This window comes from Bacillus sp. FSL W7-1360 (assembly GCF_038592975.1).
Taxonomy (GTDB): Bacteria; Bacillota; Bacilli; order Bacillales; family Bacillaceae_D; genus Shouchella; species Shouchella lonarensis.
Window position 1 is genome coordinate 2,564,967 of sequence record NZ_CP151950.1, and the last position, 25,602, is coordinate 2,590,568.

Consider the following 25,602-nt stretch of genomic DNA (forward strand, 5'->3'; position numbering starts at 1 on the left):
GTCTCATTTTAAAGTTTAGACAGGGTTCATTTGTTTTCGGCATGAATAAGGAGAAAGACGATTATCTTGCCTTTTATGTAGATGACAATAGGATGCTATTAGCGACAAGGAAATCAGGGGTTCATTACAGGAATTTAACGCCTGCATTGAAAAAACAGGTGATGACAGTGAAGCGAGTGGGAAAGTAGACTGTCCCACCGCTGATTAAATCTCGTTTTCTCAGAAAATGTTTTTCTCGTCCCTTCTAATTTCAATGAGAATCATGTAAAATAATGTAGAAGTGTGTACATAAAATGACGAAAGGGAGAGTGAAATGATGAAATTAAGAAAGATGATGACCCCATCACTTGCATTGGTGTCTTTAATAGCGCTTACGGCGTGTGGTGAGAAGGATCCGGAAGAAGTTGTGAGGGAAGCAAAGAAAGCGATGTCTGAAGTGAAAGGCAGTGAGGTTGAAACGGAATTAAAGATAAAAATTGAAGCGGACGGTTACGAGGAAACAGAGGATGCAACATATGAAGCTAAATCGACGGAAAAACGCTCTCATGACCCACTCATAATGCACCGCGAGCTAACGTTGTATGAAGATGGTGAGGAAGTCCAGCCTGGCGAGCAATATGTGGATGAGGAAGGAGAAATGTATGCGCTTGTCCATGATAATTGGATGGTCGGAAGCTGGAATATTAAAGATGATGATCCGATTTTCTCTCTTACTGGGAGCTATGTGAATGGTGATCATGTCGTCACGCTTTTTCAAGAAGCGCTTGACGAACTCAAAGAAGATGAAGTCGGTTATGCGTATGAAGATGGTATGCATGTGTTGACATTAGATGCTGTTCATAAGAAATTTGACATCGATCCTAAAAACTATGAAGAAGAGCTACCTTTTATTGCAATGGGTACTGTAGACAGAATTGAAGAATATGATGTGGTTGCGAAGATCAATGGCAAGACATCGTTACTTGAAGAGGTTACGATTCAGTTAGACTTTGAGACAATAGAAAACTATGACCAACCGATTTCAGCGACATTAAAAGCAAATTTAAAGTCGGTTGATGATGTAGTCATTGCTATTCCTGAAGAAGTGCAAAATGCAAAAGACGGTATGGCTGATACAATCCTCTCGTTATCAAAAGAGGCGATGGCGAGTGTAGAAGGGCTCAGTATTGACACAGACTTCTCAATCCAAACCGATATTGACGGCGCGAAAGAGACATCAGGGATGAATATGGGGTTCAACAGTAGCGGGAGAGCAACCGAGGAACGAGCGCCTTATTCGAAGGCTATGCAGCGAGAAGTAGAAGTTGAATTAGCGGGCGAATCGTTTGCTGGGGATCAATATGTTACTGAAAGTGGTAATGTGTATATGCTGGACGAGGAATCGAACGAATGGTTATTATTAGCCCAAATGGGTGAGGGAAATGAAGGTCAGATGGCTAATCGTGACGTTGTCTATCTGGACGAGGAATTTGTATTGGAATTATTGTTACAAATGGCAGATGATGTGGAGTATGACGATCATGGTCGGAGTAACTATGGTTTGAGCCTCTACAATCCACACGAACTTTCAGCAGAAATGGGAGAAGCTTTTCAAAAAGTCATTGATCCCGGCGCAACGGTGGAGGCTTCTAGGCTGTCTGTATCTGTGAATAGTGAGACATTCCTTCCAGAATCAGTGCGTATTTCCGTTGACTGGTCAGGTAGAGAGGAAGGGCTTGATTATGTTGCTCAGATGTCCGCTAGTAGTTATATCTCTGCTCTTCCTGAAGCCGTGAAAGTAGACATCCCACAAGAATTGTTAGAGGCGGAAGGCGCAGATTTGTAGAAGGAACATTTAAGAAAGACGCAAGCCTTATGCGATTGATGTCATGATGTAAGCTTAAGAGGCTTGAGTTCTATAGAAATAGACTCAAGCCTCTTAAACGTTGCTCACGATTATTTGCTTAACGTCGCGAACCGTTCTCCAATTGACTCGTTTCAACGTCTTTGTTTTGTTTTGTATCAGCATCATTGTTCTCATCTAAAGCCGCCATAAGCGAAGGAACAACCAAAAAGTAACTGGCGACTAAAAAAGCGGTCAAACACACTCCAAGTTGTCCCCAGAAAACAAGAGAAGATTTATTTTTCTTATGTTGTGCGACCGCAGGGGCGTCTTCAAAAATTGCTCGTTCCTCACGTAGCTGTTGTTTATGGGTATCCTTTTCCTCTTTTGACAGCTGATTAAACCATTTAATGTAGTCTTCATATTCTTTTACGACAGCAGTTTTTTCCCCAAAAGATCGGACTTCTCCATTATGAAGCCACAGCACACGGTCAGAGATGTTTTTAATTTCACCGATAGAGTGGCTAATAAAGATAATTGTCTTATTCTGTGCTTTAAATTCGTCTATTTTGTCACGGCATTTTTGATAGAAGGTTCTATCACCGACAGACAGTGCTTCATCAACGATCAAAATATCTGGATTCGTGTGCGCAGAAATAGCAAAACCAAGGCGAGACTTCATCCCAGAAGAATAGCTTTTGACAGGTTGGTCGATGAAATCACCGATGTCAGCAAAAGCAGCAATTTTTGGGATGAGTTCGGTAATGCCTTTTTTACTAAAACCGTGCATTAAGCATTTTAACTCAATGTTGTCATAACCACTTAAATTGTTGTTTAAGCCAACATTAATAGCGATAAGCGATGTTTCCCCGTGAATATTCATTTCACCGGTGGTGGGTGGAATCACACTTGCTAAAATATTTGATATGGTCGATTTTCCCGAGCCATTAATGCCCACAACACCAATAGTTTCTCCCTCAAAAATGTCGAGAGAAACGTTTTTTAAAGCATAAAAGTCTCTTTGATCTTTAAGTTTTTTAGGTGTAAACATCGTCTTAAGCTTTTCTGCGTTCGTCCGGTACAGCGTATATTTTTTAGAAACGTTTCTGAGTTGAACCTTTGTTTTCATGAAGACACTTCCTTATAAATAGTCCACAAAACTATTTTTGAATTTCAAATGAACATGGGTGCCGATAAAAGCGAGCACAAGGATGCCTGTCCAAAAGAAGGCCATATATGAGAGGTCAGAAAAAAACCAAGCACGGCCAATAAAAGTATCACGAAACCCCTCTAGAAGATAGAAGAAAGGGTTTAAATGTAAGAATGGTAATAACCAGTCAGCCTTCTCAGCCATCGTAGTTGGCACCCAAATGATCGGTGTTAAAAAAAACAGCATCCGCATCCCTGCCTCTAACAACTGATAATAATCACGAACAACCGTCGAGAGTGTTGCGCTCAGAAGTGAAAAGACGTATAAGAAAGCATAGAGACAGAGTAAATAATAAGGTAGTTGTAATAAATACCAGCCAGAAAAGACCGAATAGACGCCAAGGAAAATAGCGAGTATGGCTAGCATGATAAAAAAGCTAAGAGAATTACCGACAATGACAATGGATGGTAATACACTGACAGGGAATTTCATTTTAGAAACCATCCATATTTTCCGATGGATGCTGTTTGCTCCTTGTAAGATCGTTGGTCTAAGAAAAAACCACGGAATGAATCCGCATAAGAACCAAATAAAGTACGGCGTACCATCAACCGGTTGACCACCACGAATACCTAGACCAAAAATAATGAAAAACACGCTTGCTTGCATGACTGGATTAAAAAATTGCCACAAGCCACCTAAATAGTGCATTTGGAATTTACTCCGTTGCTCAAACACAGCAAGTCGGAAAATCAAGTGTCTGTATGTGTATTGTTCTTTCAGTAGTTGTAATATTGCTCGCATCTGATTAAGGCTCCTCACAAAAAAATCGTTCAGATGTCATTATAGCATTTTTTTTCGCGCTGTGCATGGAGAGATTTTTTACGGATGAAACAGTGTGGTTTATCCTTACTTTGTTTAAGCGTATTTTAGTCGTCTGCATGCTCGCCTCACTTGTTGCATATCGCAAGCATGGAGTGGCTTAATAGCAAGATTTTTTATGACTTATAAAAGGAAGTGCCTTGTGATCACGAGGCACTTGTCGCGGTTTGTGATGTGTAAAATAGGAAAAGATCTTATTATGTGGGCATACACTTCGTAGTGAAACAGAAAAATACGTAATAAAGTCTATCTTAGAAAGGTGTGGATCGTCATGCGCGGGATCATTTTAGCGGGCGGGTATGGTACACGGCTTTATCCGCTAACGGAAGTGACGTCAAAGCACTTGCTCCCCGTGTACGACAAACCGCTCATTTATTACCCATTATCGGTGTTAATGCTTGCTGGGATTACAGATATTCTCATTATTTCTACGCCGGCGCATATGCATCAGTATGAGCAAGTGTTAGGAGATGGCAAGAAGTTAGGAATTAAATTGCATTATATGAAGCAAGAAAAACCAGAGGGAATTGCGCAAGCCTTTTTGCTTGCCGAATCATTTATTGGTTCAGAAGGTGTGGCGCTCATTCTAGGTGACAATATTTTTTACGGTCAAGGATTACCAAGGATGATCAAGCAAGCCATTAATGATCATCAAGGGGCAACTTTGTTTTGTTATGAGGTAAATGACCCGGCGCGCTTTGGCGTGCTTACTTTTTCTAATGATGGATCGGTACAGGCGATTGATGAAAAACCAGCACACCCAAACTCAAACTGGGCGGTAACGGGGCTGTATATATATGATGCAGACGTTGTACAAATTGCAAAGACATTGACACCTTCAGCTCGGGGGGAGCTTGAAATAACGGATATTAACAATGCTTATTTGCGAGATGGTCGCTTGCGTGTCGTAAAGATTGGGCGAGGCAGTGCTTGGTTTGATACAGGCACACCACAATCGATGCTTTCAGCGGCAGTTTTTATGGAGATGATTGAGCAGCGTCAATGTGTGAAAGTGGGCTGTATTGAGGAAGTTGCATTTCGGATGGGATATATTTCAAAAGCTGAATTACTAAAGTTAGCTGAACCCCTCAAAGATCGTGTATATGGCCAGTATTTGTTGCGTGTAGCGACCGAGGAGGCATAGACGTTGAAAAAAACAACGTTGCCGCTTTGTGATGTACTTTTATTGACACCAAAAGTGCATCGGGATGAGCGTGGCGCATTTGTAGAAACCTATCATCGAGAACAATTTGTTTCGTTAGGAGTGACAGCGCATTTCATTCAAGATAACCAATCCTGTTCAAAAATTGCAGGGACGTTGCGCGGACTCCATTATCAATTGCCACCATATAGTCAAACAAAAGTGGTTCGTTGTGTGTATGGGAGAGTGTATGATGTTGTTGTTGACATTCGACCATCCTCTCCAACATATGGAAATTGGGTTGGCGTAAATCTTTGTGCCAAAGTTGGACAACAAATCGTTGTGCCAAAAGGGTGTGCGCATGGATTTTGTACGCTGACAGATGGTGCGATTGTGGCTTACAAAGTCGACCAGCCGTATGCGCCAGCGTATGAGCGAGGGATTCGTTGGAATGATACGTCACTTGCAATAGACTGGCCTGATCATACGCCAACTTTATCAGAAAAAGATCGTGCGCTTCCTTCATTTATAGAGGCGGCAAAAGAATTTGGGGGTGAACATGAGTGAAATTATTAGTGACAGGTGGAGCAGGATTTATTGGACGCAATTTTATTCATTATATGATGGCGCGTTATCCTGAAAAAAGCATTGTCAATGTTGACAAGTTGACGTATGCGGGGAGTGGCGATCCGTTTGTCGGTGTTGACAATCCAAACTATACGTTTGTCAATGCCGATGTGTGTGATCGAGAGACGATCGAAGCGCTCGTGGTGTCACATCAGATTGAAGCCATTGTACATTTTGCAGCAGAGACACATGTCGATCGGAGTATTATGACACCAAATATTTTTGTGAAGACAAACATTGAAGGGACGCAAGTATTGTTAGATGTGGCTAAGGCATATGGAGTACAACGGTATGTACAAGTATCAACGGATGAAGTATATGGGACACTTGGGGAGACAGGGATATTTACAGAGGATACCCCACTCGCACCGAACAGTCCGTATGCGGCGAGTAAAGCTAGCGCTGACTTACTTGTACGGGCGTACTATGAAACTTATGGGCTCAATGCGAGCATCACACGATGTGGCAATAATTATGGACCGTATCAGTTCCCAGAGAAATTGATCCCACTCATGATTGTGCATGCATTGACGGGACGATCGCTCCCCATTTATGGTGATGGGGCGTATGTGCGTGATTGGATTCATGTAGAAGACCATTGCGCGGCAATTGACCTCGTGTTACATGAGGGGAAAAAAGGTGAAGTGTATAACATTGGCGGACATGAAGAACGGACGAACAATGACATTGTCAAGCAAATTGTTAATGCACTACGTGTATCTCCTTCGCTCATTCGATATGTGGGTGATAGACCGGGACATGACCGGCGTTATGCAGTCGATGCGACAAAGTTAAAAAGTACACTCGGGTGGCGACCGAAATACACATTTGAAGAAGGGTTGGCACAGACAATGACATGGTATCAAACACACCGTGATTGGTGGGAGCGATTACATGTGGAGGAAGTCGGACCGTCATGTGATTGGCAATGAAGGTCGTTATAACGGGTGCGGGTGGACAACTCGGACTAGAAATGATTGCGATATTTCGTGCAGCGGAGATAGAGGTGTGTGGCTATCCGCGGGAAGTGCTTGATATTACCGATGAACAACAAGTTCGCACTGTGTTTTTTCGTGAACGTCCGAATGTCATTATTCATTGTGCGGCTTATACGCATGTGGATGATGCCGAAAAAAATGCGGCGCGCGCTTTTCTTGTAAATGAGACGGGAACGCGCCACATAGCAAAAGCAGCGGAAGCATTACAGGCAAAGCTCGTTTATATGAGTACGGACTTTGTGTTCAATGGGAAGTTGACAAGACCGTTGGTTGAGGAAGACAAACCAGATCCACAAAACGTATATGGACAATCAAAACTAGCTGGAGAGGTCATGGTACACGCGTGTCACTCTCGCTTTTTTATTGTGCGGACATCATGGTTGTTTGGGCGTTTTGGGAGTAACTTTGTAAAAACGATGTTGCGTACGATGAGAACGGAACAGACGTTACATGTAGTAACGGATCAAATTGGTTCGCCTAGCTACACGCTAGATGTGGCGGAAATGGTGTTACGGCTTGTAAAGACGGAGTATTACGGTGTTTATCATCTTTCAAACCACGGCGCATGTACCAAATATGCGTTTTGTGAGGAGATGTTTAAAAACATAAGGGGAAACGTAGTGATTCGTGCGTGCACAAAAACACAATGGCCGATTGTTACAGTTCGGCCAGCTTATACGGCTCTTGCCCATGAGGCATTGCGAAAACGTGGATTTCCGAAGATGAGAAGTTGGCAAGCAGCATTGCAACATTTTTTAGCGGAGGAAATGTAGTGCCCCTCCGCTATGATGGTTGTTGTTGCTGTTCAAATTGGTATGCACGTGTGAATGATGTCGGGATACGCTTTTCCCCATTCATTCGATAAAGCGTATATTGTTGTAGCGCATGATTCTTTTCGATTTCAAATAAATGGATGGCGTCCCTCAACGTTTCCGCGCGATGTGAGCGAAAATATTGTTCGAATTTTTGCAGTGCATAGGAATGCAAGTAGCACGTGGGAAGGGTTGTATTTGCAAGTAGTGCCGCTCGAGTTTGCGCTTCATCCTGTTCTGCTTGCATTTGTGCACTTAGAGCTGCAGCAATTTTTTCTTGATAGTGTTGATGTTTACACCAGAAATGGTTCGCAAAGTGGAGGACGAGAAAATAAAGTGCCAACGGTAACATGACAAAAATGAGCAACAACATGATGAGGTTGTATGGAAAAATATTACGAGAAAGCATTTGGAATAAAGCAATGAGCTGTTTCCCGAGCAAGCCATGGAATAAAAAGAGGTATGGAATGATGACAAGGGCAAAAAGCCCATTCATATGTTTTATTTGGTACAAGCGTCGTAGTGGACCCGCTTGTTTTTGCGCTGCGGTGTTTGTGGTTTTCATCCTTGTTTCGGTACATTCTTCGACTGTTTGAACAAAAGGACGTATGTGCAAAATATGGTCGAGCCATTTTTTTTGTGGCATGTCCATTCCTACCTTTCGTAAGCAATGTTTAATGATACATATGACGTAAGGATAGAAGTTAGAAGTGGAAGATGACGAATAAAAATGCAATACTTGATATACCTTATGGGGGTATGATATAGTGATGGTAGATTAAGAAGTGAGAAGCTGGAGGTGGAAAATATGTCTGTGCCGGAGAAAGAAGCTACTTTTTCGATTACAGGGATGACTTGTGCTGCTTGTGCAACGCGAATTGAAAAAGGATTAAATAAAATGGATGGTGTCAAGCAAGCGACAGTCAATCTTGCGACGGAAAAAGCAACAGTTGTTTATGATGAGGGCGAAGTGACATCTCATGACATTCAAGGAAAAGTAGGAAAGCTTGGTTACGGTGTACGAAAAGAAACGGTCACCTTTGCGATTGAGGGGATGACTTGTTCGGCATGTGCGACTAGAATCGAGAAGCGCTTAAAAAAAGTGCCAGGGGTAGCAACAGCAAATGTAAATTTTTCAGTCGCCCAAGCAACTGTATCTTATGAAGGAAGTCAAGTTTCCGTGGATGCGTTTATCGACGCTGTTGAACAACTTGGTTATAAAGCGGTGCTATCACAAGACCGTTCTTTGCGTCAACAAGACAGGGATGAAGAGAGCGCAGAGCAGTTTTCAATGTTTTTGTTCTCGGCGATTTTAACGTTGCCGCTTTTATGGACGATGGTCACCCATTTTACGTGGACACGTACGTTGTATATCCCGGATATGTTTATGAATCCATGGGTGCAACTTGCATTGGCAACACCTGTTCAATTTATCGTAGGCGCGCAATTTTACCGTGGTGCTTATAAGGCATTGCGCCATAAAGGAGCCAACATGGATGTCCTTATTTCGCTTGGGACAACAGTTGCCTATGTCTATAGCATCTTCCTTGGTTGGGAATGGTATCAAGCGGGGCAAATCGGGATGCCAGCATTGTACTTTGAAGCTGCGGCAGTCATTATTACACTCATTGTACTTGGAAAATGGTTTGAAGCGCGGGCGAAAGGTCGTACAGGTAAAGCAATTGAAGCGTTGTTAAATTTGCAAGCGAAAACAGCACGGGTGCGCCGTGATGATCAGGAACTTGAAGTCCCTATTGATGAAGTGGTTGTAGGGGATGAGGTTGTCATTCGTCCGGGCGAGAAGATTCCTGTTGATGGTGAAGTCATTGCCGGCTATTCTGCTGTCGATGAATCAATGATTACGGGTGAGTCACTCCCGATACAAAAAGAAACTGGTGATGCACTCATCGGTGCGACCGTCAATAAGAACGGGCAACTCACGATGAAAGCGACGAAGATTGGTGAAGAAACAGCACTGGCGCAAATTGTCAAGGTCGTTGAAGAAGCACAAGGGTCTAAAGCTAATATTCAACGTATTGCAGACCGGGTATCTGGTGTGTTTGTCCCTGTTGTTGTGGCGCTTGCGTGTATCACATTTCTCGTTTGGTATATGTTGATTGAACCGGGAGATGTGCGCTCGGCGCTTGTGCCGCTTATTACGATGCTTGTCATTGCGTGTCCGTGTGCGTTAGGGTTAGCGACACCGACATCGATTATGGCTGGATCAGGTCGCGCAGCAGAGTTTGGGGTCCTTTTCAAAGGTGGAGAGTTTTTAGAACAGACGCGCCTTGTTGATACAGTTGTTTTAGATAAAACAGGCACGGTCACAAAAGGGGAGCCAAGCGTTACTGATGTCATTCCACTTAGATCGCTCGAAGCGCCAGCGCTGCTACAATTGGTCGCTTCTGCAGAACAAGCATCTGAGCATCCACTGGCACAGGCAATTGTCGCGAAAGCACACGAGCAGGAGATTTCATTACAGCCGGTGACGGGTTTTCAAGCCATACCAGGTTACGGGATAGAAGCGCATGTGAACGGTCAGATGGTGTACGTTGGTACGAGAAAGTTGATGGAACAACACGGGATAGATGTAGAAATATTTGCAGCAAAAATGTCTTCACTCGAGGAGCAAGGGAAGACAGCGATGCTCATAGGTGTAGACGGAGAAATGGCCGGGATGATTGCGGTGGCAGATACAGTAAAAGAAACGTCTGCGGCAGCTGTTGCAGCGATGCAGGCACGTGGTCTTCATGTTGTCATGTTAACGGGTGATAATGAGCGAACCGCACAGGCGATTGCAGCAGAAGTAGGCATTACTCATGTCATTGCAGAAGTTTTACCGGCGCAAAAGAGTGATGAAGTTGTGAAGCTCCAGCAAGCCGGAAAAAAAGTGGCGATGGTTGGAGATGGCATTAATGACGCACCTGCGCTCGCGCAAGCAGACGTCGGTATGGCGATGGGTACTGGTACAGATATCGCGATTGAGGCAGCTGACATCACCTTTATGCGCGGAGATTTGCTGAGTGTACTTGATGCGTTTTCGATGAGTGAGAAAACGATGCGTAACATCAAACAAAATTTATTCTTTGCGTTCTTTTATAACACGTTGGCATTACCGATCGCAGCGCTGGGATTACTGGCACCATGGATGGCGGGAGCAGCAATGGCCTTCAGTTCTGTATCTGTCGTGTTAAATGCTTTGCGTTTACAACGTGTGAAGGCAGCCAAATAAAGTTAAGAGGAGGAGAAAAGATGATAAAGAGGCGTGTGTTGATAGGTCTTACGTATGTCGCATTGGTCGTCATCTTGTATGGGATCATAACAGGTACCCATCCATTTGCTGGTGGTATGCATGAAGAAGACCATAAAGAGAAGGATCATGATCAGCACCAATCTGAGGAAGGGAAGAAACATGATGAACATGCGTCAAATGACGAGAAAGAAGTATTTGAAACTGTATCGTATGAGGATGATGTTCTTCACATTTCATTGGCCGATCATGATGGCAAGCAACCTGAGCTGTTAGAAACACATGAAAAAAAGATGCACGTAATTGTGGTAAGTCGTGATTTACAGCAATTTCATCACGTTCATCCTGAAAAAGATAGTGCAGGTGGTTACAACGTTTCCTTGGCACTAGATGACGGTTTTTACCGGGCTTTTGTCGATATCAAGCCAAAAGGGAAAATGTATAAACCAACAGCGAATGATTTACATGTTGGCAGCAATCATATCTCCAAAGAGGCACAGCTAGTGGCAACAGAACACTTTGAGCAAGAGATGAAAGGAAAACGTGTCACGTTAGAGGTTGCGCACGCTAACGTTGGAACAACCACTTCACTTGATTTTAACTTACACGGAGAGACAGTTGTGCCTTATTTAGGTGCACTCGGGCATGTCGTCATGCTGGATGAAGCAGCAGAAACGTTGATTCATGTTCATCCAACGTCTGATCAAACACCCGTGTTTGAGACACATTTTTCACAACCAGGGTTATATAAATTATGGGCGGAGTTTCAGTTTGAAGATGTCGGTGTTGTTGCATTTCCTTATGTCATCGAAGTAAAGTGAGGGAAAAATATGATGAAAGCGTGTGCCGTCGCGTCGGTATATGCTTTCATTTTTTTAAAGCAATATTGTTTGGCATAGTGTACGATTTGGTGAAATGGGTGGTCATCTTTTTGCGCATTTGTCATATGATTAAAAGATATTAAAAACTGGTGTGTGTCGTGAAGGATGTGGGGAAGCGCAAACAAGATAGATGGGAATAAATGTGGTCGGTTATTCATACACATGGGATAAATCCGTCTACTGTGACGAGGTATTAAATCGTTAAAAAATTTTACCACACGTATATAAGTGCATTCCGTAAGACTAAAAATATTTGAAATGACACTTCTGAAGGAAAGGGGGCGCGGCATGTCTCTTCCTAGTATTCCTAACATCACTCCTTGTATTTCCTTGACTCGAGAAGAAACCATCGATTTGCTCCTATCCTCCATTGCAATGGAGGAAATGGGTTTATCACATATTTTGAACGCTGAGGGGGAAAAGTTACAGCGCTTTTTGGAAATGGATTGTCTAAAATTAAAAGACTTTATGGAGATAAATAAAAGTGTAAATAGCACCTTGAAAACGATTATTAAATCCCAAATATTATTGCAATCGAAGCTGGAAGAAACCATTTACTTGGATTCCTTATCTAGACCGAAATGTGAGCCAGATTGTTTTCATGATTGTTCAGATCAAGGGCAACATGATGGTTGTGATTGTGCCTGTTGTCAAGGGCGTGCTGGGTGCCAAGAGTGTAAGCAAGAAGACGTATATCCAGAAAGAGATTGTGACCATGGAGAGTGTGATCATGGAAAATGCCATGAAAATGACCATTGTCATGAATGTAAAGGTGACCCGACAAATAACGAAGACCACGAACAACAAGCGTACAGTGAGGATAGCGAGCACGAGGAAACACACATTTGTGACCAATGTGGCGGTTACAAAAAAGTCGTGGAGCAATATAAGCATGAAGAGGTGTCGATTTGCGACAAGTGTGGTGGGCGCCGCGTAGACAAGGACCCATGTGATGAGGAAGTAATTTGTCAGCAATGTGGCGGGAGACGTGTGAATGGTGAGGAACATGCTGCTCAATCAGAAGTATGTCGTGAGGATGACCATTGTCCAACATGTGGTGGTGTGCACCAAAGAGGACGTTAGCCATGTGAAGGACGAGATCGAGAGGAGATGAGAAAGAATCGAGATGAGAGCCAGCCGCTCCAACGAGTTATTGGTCGGTTCATGGGGGGATGGGTAATGGAGACAGTTCATACAAAGGTTTTTACGCAGTCCCTTTTTGATCAGTATTTGTATTATATTGAACAACATTGCTGCACATTGTATGAGATATTAAGCCGATCTACATCCGCAAAGGCGCAGAAATCTCGATCAACACAATTAGACGTAGAGAAAGACATCTATGAGTCCCTATTTTTATTTCAATGGATTTTGTATCATTTAGAACAACTGAAATTGAGTGAAGAGATGATCCAAAATACTACGTGCAATGTTGAGGGTGAAGAAACCATTCGCATGAAACAAAACATTGTCCGCATCTTGACAGAAATTAAGCAATGTGTCGGTCATAGAGGGTCTAATCGCATCTTAAAAAAGGTCCAGCTTTGTATTCACTATATATTGTGTCAAGAAGTGTTATACGTAGAAAGGCGAGAGTATACAAAACGTATGAACACATATAACCATGTAAAGACAGCGTGGTTAAATCGTGGCATGTTAAATCCGTATTCATATCATGAGGCAAAAGGGTGAGACACAGTTCTTGGTAAGAAGAGAAATGTGTTTATATGCCCTTTTTGTTGTGGAAAAAGCCTTCATGTTAGACAAGCTTTATAATGGTGAATCGCCTGTTTATTGCTGCTCATAGGGGGTTGCCCACACAAGGGCGTACATGTTGTCATAAGATAGTGTAGCCTGACTAGGTATGATATGGGTATAGGGAGGGTTGTATAATGAGTCATCAATGTCGATCGGCGTGTACATGTGTCAAACAATGCTGTGTTGTAAAGACAAAGACAATCGAACGTTATACATGTTGTTGTAAAAGTACATCGTCTATTTGCCCCCCGAAAAAGTGTTGTCCAAAACCATGCTGCCCGAAACCGTGCTGCAAAAAAAGTTGTTGTCCACCGAAACGTTGCCAATGTTTGAAGTGCCATGTTTGTTCAGACAAATGGAAGGAAAATGATTTCTTTGCAAACGTTCCAAAGAAGTGTGGGCAGTCCACATGTAAGTGTTGTTAAAAAGTTGGTGATGGATTGTAGTAAATGAAATGACCCCCTACAAGACTTCATCGTAGGGGATCATTGTTTTATGCCGTATAATGTTTTACAATTTCATGTAGTTTTAAAGCGTGTCGAACCTCACCATCAATTTTTAACTTGCCTGTCATGTAAGCCATTGTTGGGTTCCAATTGCCTTCCAGTAGCTTATGTAGGTTTGCTTCACTCATTTTCAGTGTACAAGCGTCTTCATTTGGTGCTGGCGCTGCCTCGACAGTGACATGTCCCTCTGAAAATGTCACACCGTAAGTACCAGCATCGGATAAGTCAAATTGATAGTTGCGTGTGAATGACGCAATTTTTTCTGGATTAGCCGTCATTTTCTCTGCAAGTGCCTGTAATTTATCCATTGTTGTCATCATAAATCCCCCTAAAATGAATCATTATTCATTTATTGTAACGCACTTAGACGCTAGTTGGAAGTAGAATTTTTAAAGTAGTGGACGGTATAATAAACTAGAGAGGAGCGGTACATATGGTGGAAGACCAAACAGTAGTGATTCGTCTAGCGAAAAAAGCGGATTATCCAACGATTGTTGCTGCACATGAGGCCATTTATCAAGATGAGTATGGCTTTGATCAAACGTTTGTTTCATTTGTGGAACGTAGCTTACATGAAGCAAATGAGGACGATTATATTTGGCTTGCAACGGATGAGCATGAGGATTTCCTAGGTTCGATTGCGGTGTATCGTGTGGATGAACAAAATGCGCAGCTGCGTTTTTTTCTCGTCCGTCCAAGTGGACGAGGAAAAGGGTTAGGACGTGCACTCATGGACATAGCGTGTGATCATGCCAAGGCAGCCCGATATGTGTCGTTGATGTTGTGGACAAACGCGCAATTAGTAGCAGCGAGAGCGCTGTATGATGCTTACAACTTTAAAATGATGGAGACGAAGCGATCATTTCTTTCTCAACAGTGGGTGAAGGAAGAAAAGTGGGTGTGTTGTTTGAAGGATATATAAAAGCTGACCTTGTGTCCGATTAGGGACATAAGGTCAGCTTCTTTACTTAGAAGGCGCCAAATGATCAAGCTTTTTACAGCTTTGCCGCTTAATAAGGCGGTGTGGCACAATGATCCTCTTAGCGACGGTGTCTGGTGTTTGGATTTTCTCAACTAATGCATCTGTCGCTTTTTGACCTAGCTCATAAATATGAATGTCAACTGTCGTTAGTGGTGGTGAGGAAAGCTCAGATAGCATGACATTGTTAAAGCTAATGACGGAGATGTCTTCTGGCACGGAGACTTGCATCTCGTCAAGCATGCGCAAAACACCAAGCGCCATTAGGTCGTCAGCAACAATGAGTGCAGTCGGTGGTTTTTCTAATGACATAAGCTCAATGACTGCTTGTTGCCCGCCCTCGAGTACTTCTTGGTAATAAACGCTGTAATCGCGATTCATTGGAATCGCAGCATTGTGAAGGGCTTGTTCGTAGCCTGTCGCATGATCGACAGTCACAATGGCTTCTTGTTGCCCACCAATGAAACCAATCGCCTCATGACCAAGTAATAGCAGGTACTCAGTCACGAGCTTTGCTGCTTTGACATTGTCATTGTTTACATACGTAATGTTTTTTGTTGCAATATTATCTGGACGGCCAACGAGCACGAAAGGAAATTGTTGTTCTAGTAAATAAGGAATAATTTGATCGTCAATTTTTGAAGAAAGCAAGATGATGCCGTCAACGCGACAACTTTGCACCATTTGTTTCACTTCGTTAAATATGTCTTCGTCCGTTTGTCCAGTCGATAAAGCGAGACCGTAGCCTGCAGTATACGCTTTTGTTGTAATCCCGCGTAATACTTCTGGAAAAAATGGATTTTGGAAGGCGACTTCAGATGCGCCAGGGATGATCACGCCAAGCATATTCGTGCGGTTATTAACAAGGTTGCGGGCATTAAAGTTAGGGTGATAGCCTAGCGCTTCCATTGTTTCGCGGACGCGCGCTTTTGTCTTACTACTAATACGAGAACTGTTCGCGATGACGCGCGAGACAGTTGAGGGCGCGACGCCTGCTTGTTTTGCGACCTCTCTAATCGTCACCTTCATGTAGATTCCTCCACTCTTGCTCGTGTTTTCCTTAGAATAATATTTATCTTAGCCTTTCGTCGCGCCAGACGTCAAACCGGAAATCAAGTAGCGCTGTAAAAATAAGAAGACGGTTGCAATTGGAATAGCAATGAGAATCGACCCGGCTGCAAATCGTGTAAAGTTGTTGGCAAATTGATCATTGACAAAGTTGAACAAACCGAGTGCAAGCGTGTAATTCTCTGGACTACGTAAAATAATCCGTGGCAAAATGAAGTCCATAAACGGCATCATAAAGTTAAATAACGCGACGACAGCTAAAATTGGTTTTGCGAGTGGGAGCATAATCGTAAAGAAAATACGGAAATGACCTGCCCCGTCTAGTTTGGCTGATTCGTCTAGTTCAATTGGAATTGTATCGAAGTATCCTTTCACTAAAAAGGCATTCATTGGGATGGCCGTTCCGACATAAATGAGAATTAAACCGAGTAAAGAGTCTAATAACCCGATTGTATTAAGCAAAATGTAGAGGGCAACCATCGCCATTAAAGCCGGGAACATTTGTAGTACTAAAAACAAATACAAGCTATATTTTCGTCCGACAAAACGGTAACGCGAAAATGCATAAGCAGTTAATGCAATAAAGAAGGTAGCCAAAATCGACGTAGAGAAAGCAACGATCAACGTGTTTTTATACCACGTTAAATATTGGCTACTTGGATCGGTGAACAACCAAATATAATGAACAAATGACGCATTTTCAGGAATTATGCCCGCTCCATATAAGCTTGTACCTGGGTTTAATGAAAGGCCAAACGTCCATAGTAATGGATAAGCAATGATCACGACCATAAAGATGAGAAACAAATAAATGAATGTTACTTCCAGGGCTGATTTATGTTTTCGTTTCATTAGATTTGCCCCTCCTCTTTAAACGAGCGACTGCGTCGGAATTGGAAAATCGCGATACTTGCAACAATGAGTCCGATAATGATCGAAATCGTTGCGGCCATACTGTACTGCTGATTTTCAAACGCGAGTTTATATACCCATGAGATTAAAATGTCGGTGCCACCGGCGTTTTGTCCTTGGACAGGAGGCCCTCCTTGGTTAAATAAGTAAATAATATTGAAGTTATTAAAGTTTGCGGCGTACTGCATAATGAGTAGTGGTGCAGTCGCAAATAAAATATGAGGCAATGTAATGAAACGCAATTTTTGAAACCGGCTGGCGCCATCAATATCGGCTGCTTCGTACCAGTCAGACGAAATGCTTTGCAACACACCGGTGAACAATGCGAATACGAATGGAAAGCCAAGCCATACTTGAATGATGACCAAAGCAAAACGAGACCAGAGGACATCACTTAGCCACGGGATGTTTGTGCCAAACAGTGGATAGATGATATCGCGATTGATTGCTCCGAATTCGTTGTTGAATAACGCCACGAAAATCAGGATCGTTACAAAAGCCGGCACGGCCCAAGGCAAAATTAAGATCGTGCGAATGGTGCGCTTAAATTTAATCCGTTTATCATTGACAAGTAGCGCAAGAAGCAATGCGAGTGCAATTTGTAATGTCGTTGCTACTAAGGTCCAAATAAGGGTCCATGAAAAGACCGAAACAAACGTTTCGCGCCAAATTGGCACGGTGAATAAGTTTTTCAGGTTTTCGAATCCAATCCAGTCAAGAAGTGCGCGTGGTGGTGCATTGTGTAAACTATAATTTGTAAATGACAGCCCCACCATAAAAAGAAGTGGGAACACAACCGTAAATACAAGTAGGAAAAACCCAGGTCCGACGAGGATATATGGGAACCCTTTATCCCACGCATGCCAAAAGCCTTCTCGTAATGTAAGACGTGATGCACCAGCGCGAATGGCTTCGGCACTTTTGTATGCATCACGTAAGTTGACCCAGTAAAAAGCAAGAGCGAATGTGAGTAGGAGGACAGCCATCATGCCTTGTCCAAGCAACACACGGGAGTCATCAATCCGTGGCATCGTTCCGAGTGTAAAAAGCCCCCAGAAACCAATGTTTAAAAAGTCATAAAAAACAACGACAAAGGCAGCGGCAAACAAGAGAAAAAGGCTCCCCTTCAGCCAATGACGATTGTATAGTTGTCCTAGCCCGGGAATGAGCGACAGCGCACAAGCGAGTCGTGGACGGTGTTTTTGTGTGTGAGCCTGATCTTGGGCAGTACCCATGAGCGGTTCACTCCTTTCTAATTTCCAACATACAGATAGCATGTCATCGACTAGAAACGAGACTTGTTTCTAGCCGATGATCTCAAGGTTATTTTTATTGTCCGCGACTTAATTCGATTTCTTTTTTGATTTGCCCAACAGCATCATCAAGCGCTTCTTTTGGTTCTGTTCCTTCGGCGATAAACTTAAAAGCGTTCTCCATTGGTTCCCATACGCGGCTCATTTCTGGAATGTTAGGCATTGGTACGGCATGGGCTGCTTGCTCCGCAAAGCTTGCTTGATGGGCGTCATTGACGTCAACATCTGGGCGAGCAGGTGATTGCTTTGTGACGTCAAAGAAGTGATTGGCATTTTCTTCATTCGTTAAGAAGAATGCTAATTCCGTTGCCCAATCAGCGTGCTCGCTGTACTCGCTGACAAACCAGCCTTTGACACTAGAGAAGGAAGAGAGCGGATTGCCATCAATGGTCGGTAATGGTGCGACACCAAGATCGTCACCAAGTGCATCAGAAAATTCTCCGAGGTTCCACGGACCAGAAATGATGCTGGAAACTTTGCCATCGTTAAAGAGTCCTTTCATGACATCTTCGTTAATGCTGCGCGGAATGGCGCCATCATTAAACCAATCATATACAATGGTTGCCCCTTTCACCGCACCCTCATTGTTTAAGCCAATGTCATCTGTATCATATAATCCCGTATCGTCTTGGTTAAAGACGTAACCGCCATCAGCGGCCAACAATGGGTAAAGATAATAAAAGTTTGTCGCTTCCATTAAGAAGCCGTACGTGTCAGCTGCCGTATCTGTATGTTTTTCGATCACTGTATTTAAGTCTTCAAGTGTTTTAGGTGCATCAGCAATCATCGCTTTATTATAGTAGAGCGCGTATGTCTCTGAAGCGACTGGAATCCCGAGTTGTGTGCCTTCGTAGTTCAGCGCAGTGACAGCACCCTCATGATAATCTTCAAGTGCTTTCTGTTGTTCATCTGTCAATGTAAGTTCTTTTGCAAGCCCTTGTAAAGAGACATCGCCTGTACGGTCGTTAGGTAAGAAGAATAAGTCGGGACCATTTCCAGCAGGCGCATCAAGCGAGAGCGCATCGACTTGTTCAAGCATTTCAAATGGCGTGATCTTGATGTCAATGCCTGTTTCGTCAGTGAACCGTTCCGTAATTTCTTTGTATGCTTTCAGTTGAGATTCTTCGTCGTCGACCCAAATCGTTAAGCTGTCTGGTTTTGTGGCGTCGCCTTTATTCGTTTCTTTGCTTGTGGTTGCTTCATCGCGATCTGGTCCACATGCACTTAACACAAGTGAAAGCGCTGCCACCGAGGTGCATAAAAGAAAGGTATGTTTTTTCATGGGATGATTCCTCCTAGTCACTATGTGTAAAAGCAAACGTTTGCACTAATATGCGCAAACATATCACTTGTCTATTTCTCTATTAGTATATTATGCTTGTCGTTATTTGGCAAGAGGAAAATATCGGTTAGTGAAATCGTTTGCGCTATTTATGGACTACAACTTTTGAATGAGCATGGCGTCATCCAAAGAGGTGAAACGAAGAACAACCTTTTGAGCGATGCCCCTTCTCATGTTCTTGCTTATGCTAGTAGTAGCTTTAATCTAATGAGGGGGAGAGAAAATGAGTCAAAAAGTTGTCATGATTAGTGGTGCGTCAAAAGGATTAGGGAGAGCATTAGCGTTGGATTTTGCGAAGAAAGGGTATGCGCTTGTACTGGCTGCACGGGGCGCAGATCAATTGTATCAGTTGGAAAGAGAACTGAAAAAGGAGGGGGCAACCACTTTGGTTATGCCCGGTGATTTGTCTAAGGAAGAAGATGTTGAACGGTTTGTGTCACTCGCACTTGCTCAGTTTGGGAGAATTGATGTACTTATTAATAATGCGTCGATTTTTGGACCAGGACCAACGCTGTTGCTTGATTACGCACAAGAAGAGATGACACGTGTCATGCACATGAACACGATGCTACCTTTCTTAGTCACGAAAAAAGTGTTGCCCGCGATGCTAGAGAACAAGCGTGGTGTTGTGATCACGTTAACATCAGAAGCCGGGAAAACGGGATTTGCGGAGTGGGGTGCGTATGGCATTTCAAAGTTTGCGGTTGAAGGGATGATCGAGACGTGGGCCGATGAACTGGATGGCACAGGTATACAAATGTATTTAGTTGATCCTGGGGAAATGAATACGGATATGCATGCGGTTGCGGTGCCAGATTGCGATTATCCACTGGCTGAGCCAGAGGAACGCCTGCCGATTTTTCACTATTTAGCAACGGGAGAAGCGCCTACAGGTACAAGATTTGAAGCAGCGGCGTTTCGAGACGGCTTGCATGAGTGGGGTGTAGGTTTATGACAGCAACAGTTATTGCAGCGACGACACCCGTAGAACGTCTCGGAAAGACGCGCGATGCCGTGCGCATGCTCGTGTATGGAGCGAACACAAATAACATGTGGCACGATTCGTTTACCTCACTGCCGCAATTTCTACGCCCTGATGATGTACTCGTGTTCAATAATAGTCGCACGATCCCGGCACGGTTACGGTTGCAAGGAGGCGGAGAAGTCCGCCTTTCCCGTCACGTAAGCGAGCAGGTGTGGGATGTATTAATTATGGAAGATGAAAGTGCTGCGGTAGGGAAGATGCTCACATTTGTAGGAAGCCTGACAGCAACGCTTCTAGGTGAAGGGAGTGAGCGACCGCTCAAGCAGCTAAAATTCCATGCATCGGCGCTTGAGGTGGTCGATTATCTGTATAAATATGGTGAAGTCATTCGTTATGAATATGTGAAAGAACCGTGGCCGCTTGCTGATTATCAAACAGTATATGGTACGATGCCAGGTTCAGTGGAAATGGCGTCAGCGGGACGGGCTTTTACATGGCGCTTACTAGCGTCTTTGCGCGCGCACGGTGTTTCATTTGCGACAATTACACTGCATGCGGGTTTAAGTTATTACGAAGATGACAAGTGGCCACAGCCATCTTTACATCCAGAGTCATATACGGTAACGAAAAAGAATGCAGCGATCATGAACAAAGCAAAGGAAGCGGGAGGACGAATCATTGCTGTTGGGACAACGGTGGTGCGTACGTTAGAGACAGTTGCGCATCGTGGGCGTGTGTGCGCAGGGGCTGGAGAAACGACGTTACATGTACAGCGTCCAGAACAGTTTACTGTTATAGATGGTTTATTGACAGGATTTCATGAGCGAGAAGCGAGCCATATGCAATTGTTAGAGGCATTCATTGGCGATAGAGGCGTACGAGCGGTTTATGATGAGGCAATCGCACACAATTATCATTGGCATGAATTTGGCGATATGAATTTATTATTGAAGGATCGCTAAAGGATGCATATACATCATATTGGTGTTCGTGTAGATGATTTGGAGGACGTATTAATAGATTGGATGTGTACATGGGGATTCACGTTAGAGTGGCTTTTTGGAACAGCAGTAGAAAGGTGTGTGTGTTTGAAAAAAGGGGAGGTGCGCCTTGAATTGGTGGAAACAATGGAACAAGGCGCATCTTTTCATCTAGCGTTTGTAGGAATCAAGACGCAAGTAACTGAGACAAGCGCGGCATTAAAACATGCGGGTTTTGTCCAAACGGATGAGATGATGTTGCCCTCAGGGGAGCAAGCGTATTATTTTATTTCAGGGGAGGAATTAGAGGTGGAGTTGGTGGTTATAGGGACATGTTAAAAAAGGTTTGGTTCCACCAGTCCTGCTTGAATGGCAAATAAAGCCGCTTGCGTCCGGTCTTGGACATCAAGCTTGCCAAAAATATTGGATACGTGCGTTTTCACAGTCGGCTCTGAAATAACGAGCGTGGCGGCAATTTCTTTATTGCTTTTGCCGGCACAAATTTCTTGTAAGACTTCGCGCTCGCGGCGTGTCAATTGCGTTAACTTTTGCTCGTGGTCACTTTCTGGTGTCGCAACGTGCGCACGCACATGTTTTAACACACGGGGATGAAGGGGGGCTTCCCCGCGTAGCGCTGCCTCTAATGTTTCTACTAAGATATCGGGCTCGACATCTTTCAATTGGTAGCCGCAAGCGCCTGCGCGTAAAGCGTTGATGACGAAGTCTTTAGCGGAAAAGCTCGTTAAAATAAAGACGTGCGCCTTTGGGTCGTGTGCAAGGATCGCTTCTGTTGCCGCGACACCATCGAGGATGGGCATATCAATGTCCATAATGATCATGTCAGGTCGATGTGTAATATATGCGTCAACAGCTTCTTGCCCGTTACTTGCTTCAGCGATGACTTCAATATGTGGATGGGCTTCTAAAAAATAGATCAGTCCTTGGCGGACGACACGGTGGTCATCAGCTAAGATGAGCTTCATGATTTTTCACCTCACTCTGTACTTTTGGAAAAGAAATACGCCATGTTGTTCCGCGACTTGGTGCTGTTACGAGTGTGGCTTGTCCGTTTAATGCTTGCGTTCGTTCGCGAATCGTTTGTAAGCCGTAAGATGAGCGGGACGGGGCGGTTTTTTCGTCAAAACCACAACCGTCATCGTGCAAATGGAAGAGATAACGATGATGTTCATGCTCAAAGTGCATGCGTACTCCAGTTGCCCCACTATGTTTCTTCGTGTTATTTAACACCTCTTGAGCAATCCGGTAAAGGTTTATCGCTTGTGTCTCAGATAAGGATGGTGTTGCCGTGTTCTCCCAAGAAATGTTCATTCCAATTTGCTGGCCGTATGTAGTGACTGCGGTCATAAAGTCGTGTCGAATGGTTTCGTCACGCAATGCATAAACGATCGTTTTTAGCTGCTTTAGGGCTGCTTGTGCGAGCGCTGTCAGCTCTTGCAACTTTCCTTGTATTGCTTCGTCTGTCACCCGTAATGACAATCCTTGGGCGGTTAATTGCATTGAGAATACAAGTTGATTCACAGAGTCATGTAAATCGCGCGCAAGCCGATGTCGTTCATATATCCACGCACGTGCTGCTTCTTCCTCAACGAGGGAAATCCGTTTTAAAGCCGTACCGATTTGTAAAGCAATCAATTCAAGCAATTGTAGCTCTTCTTCGTTGTAATGGATTTTATGAGGATGTGCGACATTTAAAATACCGAGTTTTTCGTCACCTGTGTAGATGGGGATGGTGGCGTGATGGGTGATTCCGTCGATACCTTTGTTCGGTTGTGATTGCACGCGTTCGATCCGTTGACATTCAATCATGTTGACAGCACTGGCAAGCGATCCTTGTAAAAACTTGCTCTTGCACGCACAGCCACCGTCTCTTAACGGTGCGCAGTCACACTTGGCTAAAGCGGGTGGGAGTCCGTGCGCAGCAGCAAGTTCATGCGCACCGTCTTTCGTAATTAAAAAAATCCAGCCACTTTGTAAGCCTGTTTCGTGTAAAAGATGGGTGAGCACGCGCGCTAACATTGTCTTCCGATCTGTTTCCTGATTCAATGTTTGTGAGATTTGTTTAAGCGTATGAAAGGTGTGCATGGTGGTGGCTCCTTTTGATAGAGTGAGGGAGCGGTTTCTTTTGTTTAATTATATAGGATAACGGGCGAAGGGGCGAAGAAAATGCTTTAGGGAACCGTAAGTGTTATTTCTCTAAAAAAATAAGGACATCCACCTATCATATGTAAGTGAATGTCCTCCGGGTGGTGAAGCCTCTTTTCCCTTGCGCTTAAACTGTAATTCGTGTTTTCATCAATCGATGTGCAATGAGTAGATTCATTGCCATGACAAGAAGAAAAATAGTACTGTCCAGAAAGAAACGTTCTGAAGGATACATATAGCTTTGGAACCATTGAGACGGGAATGTCGTGATGGCATAGATACATACGCCGTAAATAATTGCGGGAACAATGCCTGTAAAATGATAAGCACGTTCAATGACAATCATTGTAAACAATGTTAGCAAGAACAGAATGCCTCCTTGAAAAAGTGTGATCATCTCTACCGTATTAGCGGGATGAATAAACAATGATGGATTGATATTTTTTAGCACACTGTATATCGGGACAGACGTAACTGCTTCAGTTGGAAATCGCATTTCGTAAAATAATTGTTGAATTGGAATAATTGAGATTTGCCACGTGATCGCTCCAAGCCACAAAAGCGCAATCGTTGTGAATTTCGCCCAAAATAAGCTTAGTCGGGCGTGGGGCAATGTAAGTAAGCGATAAATGATTGTGTTTTTCCCATACCAGTCGCGATACCAAATAAATAAGGAATAGAGTGTAATGATTGTCAACACGATGATGAATGCGCCTTGGTAGATGATGGATAAACCGACTGGAGCCATTGTGAAAGGTCCGTGTTCGGCAAGGAAGTGATCAACTGTTTTACCTTCTTTTATAAACGCCGCTATACCACCTAACTCAATTTGTTGGTTACGGAAAACAACGAGGAGTTGTCCGGCAAGTAGAAACAAGAGCAGCCCAACATAAGTAGGCAAGAAGCGGCGCAGTTCGAAGTGAGTCAGCCTTAAATACGTCATCATGGTAAATAAACCTCGCGCATCACATCCTCAATCGACTTGCCTTCAGAAATACGCATTTCCTCTGTATCAAATGTTTTCAACACACGACCGTCATCAAGAAAGATCACTTTGTCAATTAAATGTTCAATGTCTTTAATTTCATGTGTCGTAATAATAACACCACGATCTTCTAGGAAGCCACTAGAAAATAAGTTAGAAATTTGTTCACGGCTAAAAATGTCAATCCCAGAAAACGGTTCATCCATTAAAATATATTTTACATCAAGTGATAAACCGAGTAACAAGTTTACTTTTGCTGTATTTCCTTTTGAGAGATCAGAAATCTTCGTTTGGCGGTCTAATTTAAAAAATGTCAGCAACTCATTTGCACGAGTATCATTCCAACTTTTATAAAAATCACGCATGAAGGTGATCGCTTGATCAATCGTCATTGAAGGTGGCATCGGAATCGCATCTGGAATGAACGTAATGACTTCATAACTTTTAGCTTGTAATGGTTGTCCGTCAATTGTGATGGTGCCACTACTTTTTGGTGTTAAGTTGGTAATGATTTTCAACATCGTTGTTTTACCAACACCGTTAATCCCAATGAGACACGTCATTTCCCCGGGATTTGCGGTGAAGGAAACGTCATGAAGTACTTTTTTCCGACCGTATTTCTTTGAGACGTTTTTCACTTCAATCATGAGATGTATCCTCCTTGTAATAGCGTTCTTTCGTCATATTCATTAATTCATTAAACGGTACTTGAATGGGACGGATGGAGGCGATAAAAGCGTCGATTGCTTCTTCAATGAGCTCTTGTCTGACAGCATGTAACACACGCTCGTCCTCTGTGACCCGGCTCGGACGATTACGCTCTGTATAAATCAACTGTTGCTCCTCCATTTCTTTGTACGCACGCTGGGCAGTATTTGGATTAATTTTTAATGTGGCTCCAAGTTCGCGCCGCGAGGGAATTTCTTGTCCGGCTTGAAGTTGTCCCGTGGCAATTTGCTCTTTGAAGTGGCGAATGACTTGCACATATACAGGCTCTCTTGTGTTGAATGATATGCTCATCTTGATCTCCTTCCTGTCTTGTATGTGA

General features: G+C 43.5%; 26 protein-coding genes. 13 read left to right on the top strand and 13 right to left on the bottom strand.

Annotated features, from left to right (window positions below; translation table 11 throughout):
- Positions 1–316: 316 nt before the first annotated feature.
- A complete protein-coding gene (locus tag NSQ26_RS13255) occupies positions 317–1,825 on the top strand; it encodes a DUF6612 family protein (protein ID WP_499718502.1) in 1,509 nt (502 codons plus the stop codon).
- A gap of 118 nt (positions 1,826–1,943) precedes the next feature.
- Here the strand turns inward: NSQ26_RS13255 and tagH are convergent, their stop codons facing one another.
- Entirely contained in the window at positions 1,944–2,951 is a 1,008-nt protein-coding gene (gene tagH, locus NSQ26_RS13260; RefSeq protein WP_499718503.1) for a teichoic acids export ABC transporter ATP-binding subunit TagH, read from the bottom strand.
- A 12-nt stretch (positions 2,952–2,963) separates the two neighbouring features.
- Complete coding sequence (locus NSQ26_RS13265) at positions 2,964–3,776, bottom strand: ABC transporter permease (protein WP_499718504.1); 813 nt, start codon at positions 3,774–3,776, stop codon at positions 2,964–2,966.
- A gap of 349 nt (positions 3,777–4,125) precedes the next feature.
- Here NSQ26_RS13265 and rfbA point away from each other — a divergent pair, with 349 nt between their 5' ends.
- The 4 genes from rfbA to rfbD are packed head-to-tail and all read left to right on the top strand — an operon-like array spanning position 4,126 to position 7,393.
- Positions 4,126–4,998, top strand: coding sequence for a glucose-1-phosphate thymidylyltransferase RfbA (rfbA, locus tag NSQ26_RS13270; protein WP_499718505.1), 873 nt, complete (start codon positions 4,126–4,128; stop codon positions 4,996–4,998).
- A gap of 3 nt (positions 4,999–5,001) precedes the next feature.
- A complete protein-coding gene (rfbC, locus tag NSQ26_RS13275) occupies positions 5,002–5,562 on the top strand; it encodes a dTDP-4-dehydrorhamnose 3,5-epimerase (protein WP_499718506.1) in 561 nt (186 codons plus the stop codon).
- Positions 5,559–6,554 (top strand): dTDP-glucose 4,6-dehydratase, encoded by a 996-nt coding sequence (rfbB, locus tag NSQ26_RS13280; RefSeq protein WP_499718507.1) that lies wholly within the window; start codon positions 5,559–5,561, stop codon positions 6,552–6,554. Before rfbC ends, rfbB begins: the two co-directional genes overlap by 4 nt.
- Positions 6,551–7,393 (top strand): dTDP-4-dehydrorhamnose reductase, encoded by an 843-nt coding sequence (gene rfbD, locus NSQ26_RS13285; protein WP_499718508.1) that lies wholly within the window; start codon positions 6,551–6,553, stop codon positions 7,391–7,393. Before rfbB ends, rfbD begins: the two co-directional genes overlap by 4 nt.
- 10 nt (positions 7,394–7,403) lie before the next feature.
- On the opposite strand, the gene NSQ26_RS13290 is transcribed toward rfbD, so the two are convergent.
- Positions 7,404–8,078 (bottom strand): hypothetical protein, encoded by a 675-nt coding sequence (locus NSQ26_RS13290; RefSeq protein WP_499718509.1) that lies wholly within the window; start codon positions 8,076–8,078, stop codon positions 7,404–7,406.
- A 162-nt stretch (positions 8,079–8,240) separates the two neighbouring features.
- Between NSQ26_RS13290 and NSQ26_RS13295 the strand changes: the two genes are divergently transcribed.
- The 4 genes from NSQ26_RS13295 to NSQ26_RS13310 all read left to right on the top strand — a co-directional run bounded on the left by NSQ26_RS13295 (position 8,241) and on the right by NSQ26_RS13310 (position 13,255).
- The gene (locus NSQ26_RS13295; RefSeq protein ID WP_499718510.1) at positions 8,241–10,664 is read left to right on the top strand and encodes a heavy metal translocating P-type ATPase; all 2,424 of its coding nucleotides are present in this window, start codon (positions 8,241–8,243) and stop codon (positions 10,662–10,664) included.
- Positions 10,665–10,684: 20 nt separating this feature from the next.
- Positions 10,685–11,503 (top strand): DUF8832 domain-containing protein, encoded by an 819-nt coding sequence (locus NSQ26_RS13300; RefSeq protein ID WP_499718511.1) that lies wholly within the window; start codon positions 10,685–10,687, stop codon positions 11,501–11,503.
- A 348-nt stretch (positions 11,504–11,851) separates the two neighbouring features.
- Entirely contained in the window at positions 11,852–12,646 is a 795-nt protein-coding gene (locus tag NSQ26_RS13305; RefSeq protein ID WP_176763763.1) for an alpha-helical endospore appendage domain-containing protein, read from the top strand.
- Between the two features lie 96 nt (positions 12,647–12,742).
- Entirely contained in the window at positions 12,743–13,255 is a 513-nt protein-coding gene (locus NSQ26_RS13310; RefSeq protein ID WP_090774755.1) for a hypothetical protein, read from the top strand.
- Between the two features lie 559 nt (positions 13,256–13,814).
- On the opposite strand, the gene NSQ26_RS13315 is transcribed toward NSQ26_RS13310, so the two are convergent.
- Positions 13,815–14,144 (bottom strand): SCP2 sterol-binding domain-containing protein, encoded by a 330-nt coding sequence (locus NSQ26_RS13315; RefSeq protein WP_499718512.1) that lies wholly within the window; start codon positions 14,142–14,144, stop codon positions 13,815–13,817.
- Between the two features lie 116 nt (positions 14,145–14,260).
- Between NSQ26_RS13315 and NSQ26_RS13320 the strand changes: the two genes are divergently transcribed.
- Positions 14,261–14,749, top strand: a complete 489-nt coding sequence (locus tag NSQ26_RS13320; protein WP_499718513.1) for a GNAT family N-acetyltransferase — start codon at positions 14,261–14,263, stop codon at positions 14,747–14,749.
- Between the two features lie 42 nt (positions 14,750–14,791).
- On the opposite strand, the gene NSQ26_RS13325 is transcribed toward NSQ26_RS13320, so the two are convergent.
- The 4 genes from NSQ26_RS13325 to NSQ26_RS13340 form a co-directional block, all read right to left on the bottom strand.
- A complete protein-coding gene (locus NSQ26_RS13325) occupies positions 14,792–15,835 on the bottom strand; it encodes a LacI family DNA-binding transcriptional regulator (protein ID WP_499718514.1) in 1,044 nt (347 codons plus the stop codon).
- Positions 15,836–15,883: 48 nt separating this feature from the next.
- A complete protein-coding gene (locus tag NSQ26_RS13330) occupies positions 15,884–16,726 on the bottom strand; it encodes a sugar ABC transporter permease (protein ID WP_499718515.1) in 843 nt (280 codons plus the stop codon).
- The gene (locus NSQ26_RS13335) at positions 16,726–18,021 is read right to left on the bottom strand and encodes a carbohydrate ABC transporter permease (RefSeq protein WP_090774761.1); all 1,296 of its coding nucleotides are present in this window, start codon (positions 18,019–18,021) and stop codon (positions 16,726–16,728) included. The genes NSQ26_RS13330 and NSQ26_RS13335 overlap by 1 nt, the downstream gene beginning before the upstream one ends.
- Before the next feature lie 94 nt (positions 18,022–18,115).
- On the bottom strand, positions 18,116–19,381 hold the full coding sequence (locus NSQ26_RS13340) for a sugar ABC transporter substrate-binding protein (RefSeq protein WP_499718516.1): 1,266 nt from the start codon (positions 19,379–19,381) through the stop codon (positions 18,116–18,118).
- Positions 19,382–19,664: 283 nt separating this feature from the next.
- Between NSQ26_RS13340 and NSQ26_RS13345 the strand changes: the two genes are divergently transcribed.
- Genes NSQ26_RS13345 through NSQ26_RS13355 form a run of 3 tightly spaced genes read left to right on the top strand, consistent with a single transcriptional unit; the run spans position 19,665 to position 21,745 of the window.
- Positions 19,665–20,396 carry an SDR family NAD(P)-dependent oxidoreductase gene (locus NSQ26_RS13345; protein WP_499718517.1) on the top strand — a complete coding sequence of 244 codons (732 nt, stop codon included), beginning with the start codon at positions 19,665–19,667 and terminating at the stop codon, positions 20,394–20,396.
- Entirely contained in the window at positions 20,393–21,388 is a 996-nt protein-coding gene (locus tag NSQ26_RS13350) for an S-adenosylmethionine:tRNA ribosyltransferase-isomerase (RefSeq protein ID WP_499718518.1), read from the top strand. Before NSQ26_RS13345 ends, NSQ26_RS13350 begins: the two co-directional genes overlap by 4 nt.
- Positions 21,389–21,391: 3 nt before the next feature.
- Positions 21,392–21,745: a hypothetical protein gene (locus tag NSQ26_RS13355; RefSeq protein WP_499718519.1), complete on the top strand. Its 354-nt coding sequence runs from the start codon at positions 21,392–21,394 to the stop codon at positions 21,743–21,745.
- Here the strand turns inward: NSQ26_RS13355 and NSQ26_RS13360 are convergent.
- From NSQ26_RS13360 to NSQ26_RS13380, 5 genes are all read right to left on the bottom strand, one after another.
- A complete protein-coding gene (locus NSQ26_RS13360; protein WP_499718520.1) occupies positions 21,742–22,389 on the bottom strand; it encodes a response regulator in 648 nt (215 codons plus the stop codon). The two genes, NSQ26_RS13355 and NSQ26_RS13360, sit on opposite strands and share 4 nt — an antisense overlap.
- Entirely contained in the window at positions 22,370–23,509 is a 1,140-nt protein-coding gene (locus NSQ26_RS13365; RefSeq protein ID WP_499718521.1) for a GAF domain-containing sensor histidine kinase, read from the bottom strand. The genes NSQ26_RS13360 and NSQ26_RS13365 overlap by 20 nt, the downstream gene beginning before the upstream one ends.
- Before the next feature lie 187 nt (positions 23,510–23,696).
- The gene (locus NSQ26_RS13370; RefSeq protein WP_499718522.1) at positions 23,697–24,515 is read right to left on the bottom strand and encodes a hypothetical protein; all 819 of its coding nucleotides are present in this window, start codon (positions 24,513–24,515) and stop codon (positions 23,697–23,699) included.
- Positions 24,512–25,201: an ABC transporter ATP-binding protein gene (locus tag NSQ26_RS13375; protein ID WP_499718523.1), complete on the bottom strand. Its 690-nt coding sequence runs from the start codon at positions 25,199–25,201 to the stop codon at positions 24,512–24,514. Before NSQ26_RS13375 ends, NSQ26_RS13370 begins: the two co-directional genes overlap by 4 nt.
- On the bottom strand, positions 25,194–25,574 hold the full coding sequence (locus NSQ26_RS13380; RefSeq protein ID WP_090774770.1) for a GntR family transcriptional regulator: 381 nt from the start codon (positions 25,572–25,574) through the stop codon (positions 25,194–25,196). Before NSQ26_RS13380 ends, NSQ26_RS13375 begins: the two co-directional genes overlap by 8 nt.
- Positions 25,575–25,602: the final 28 nt, after the last annotated feature.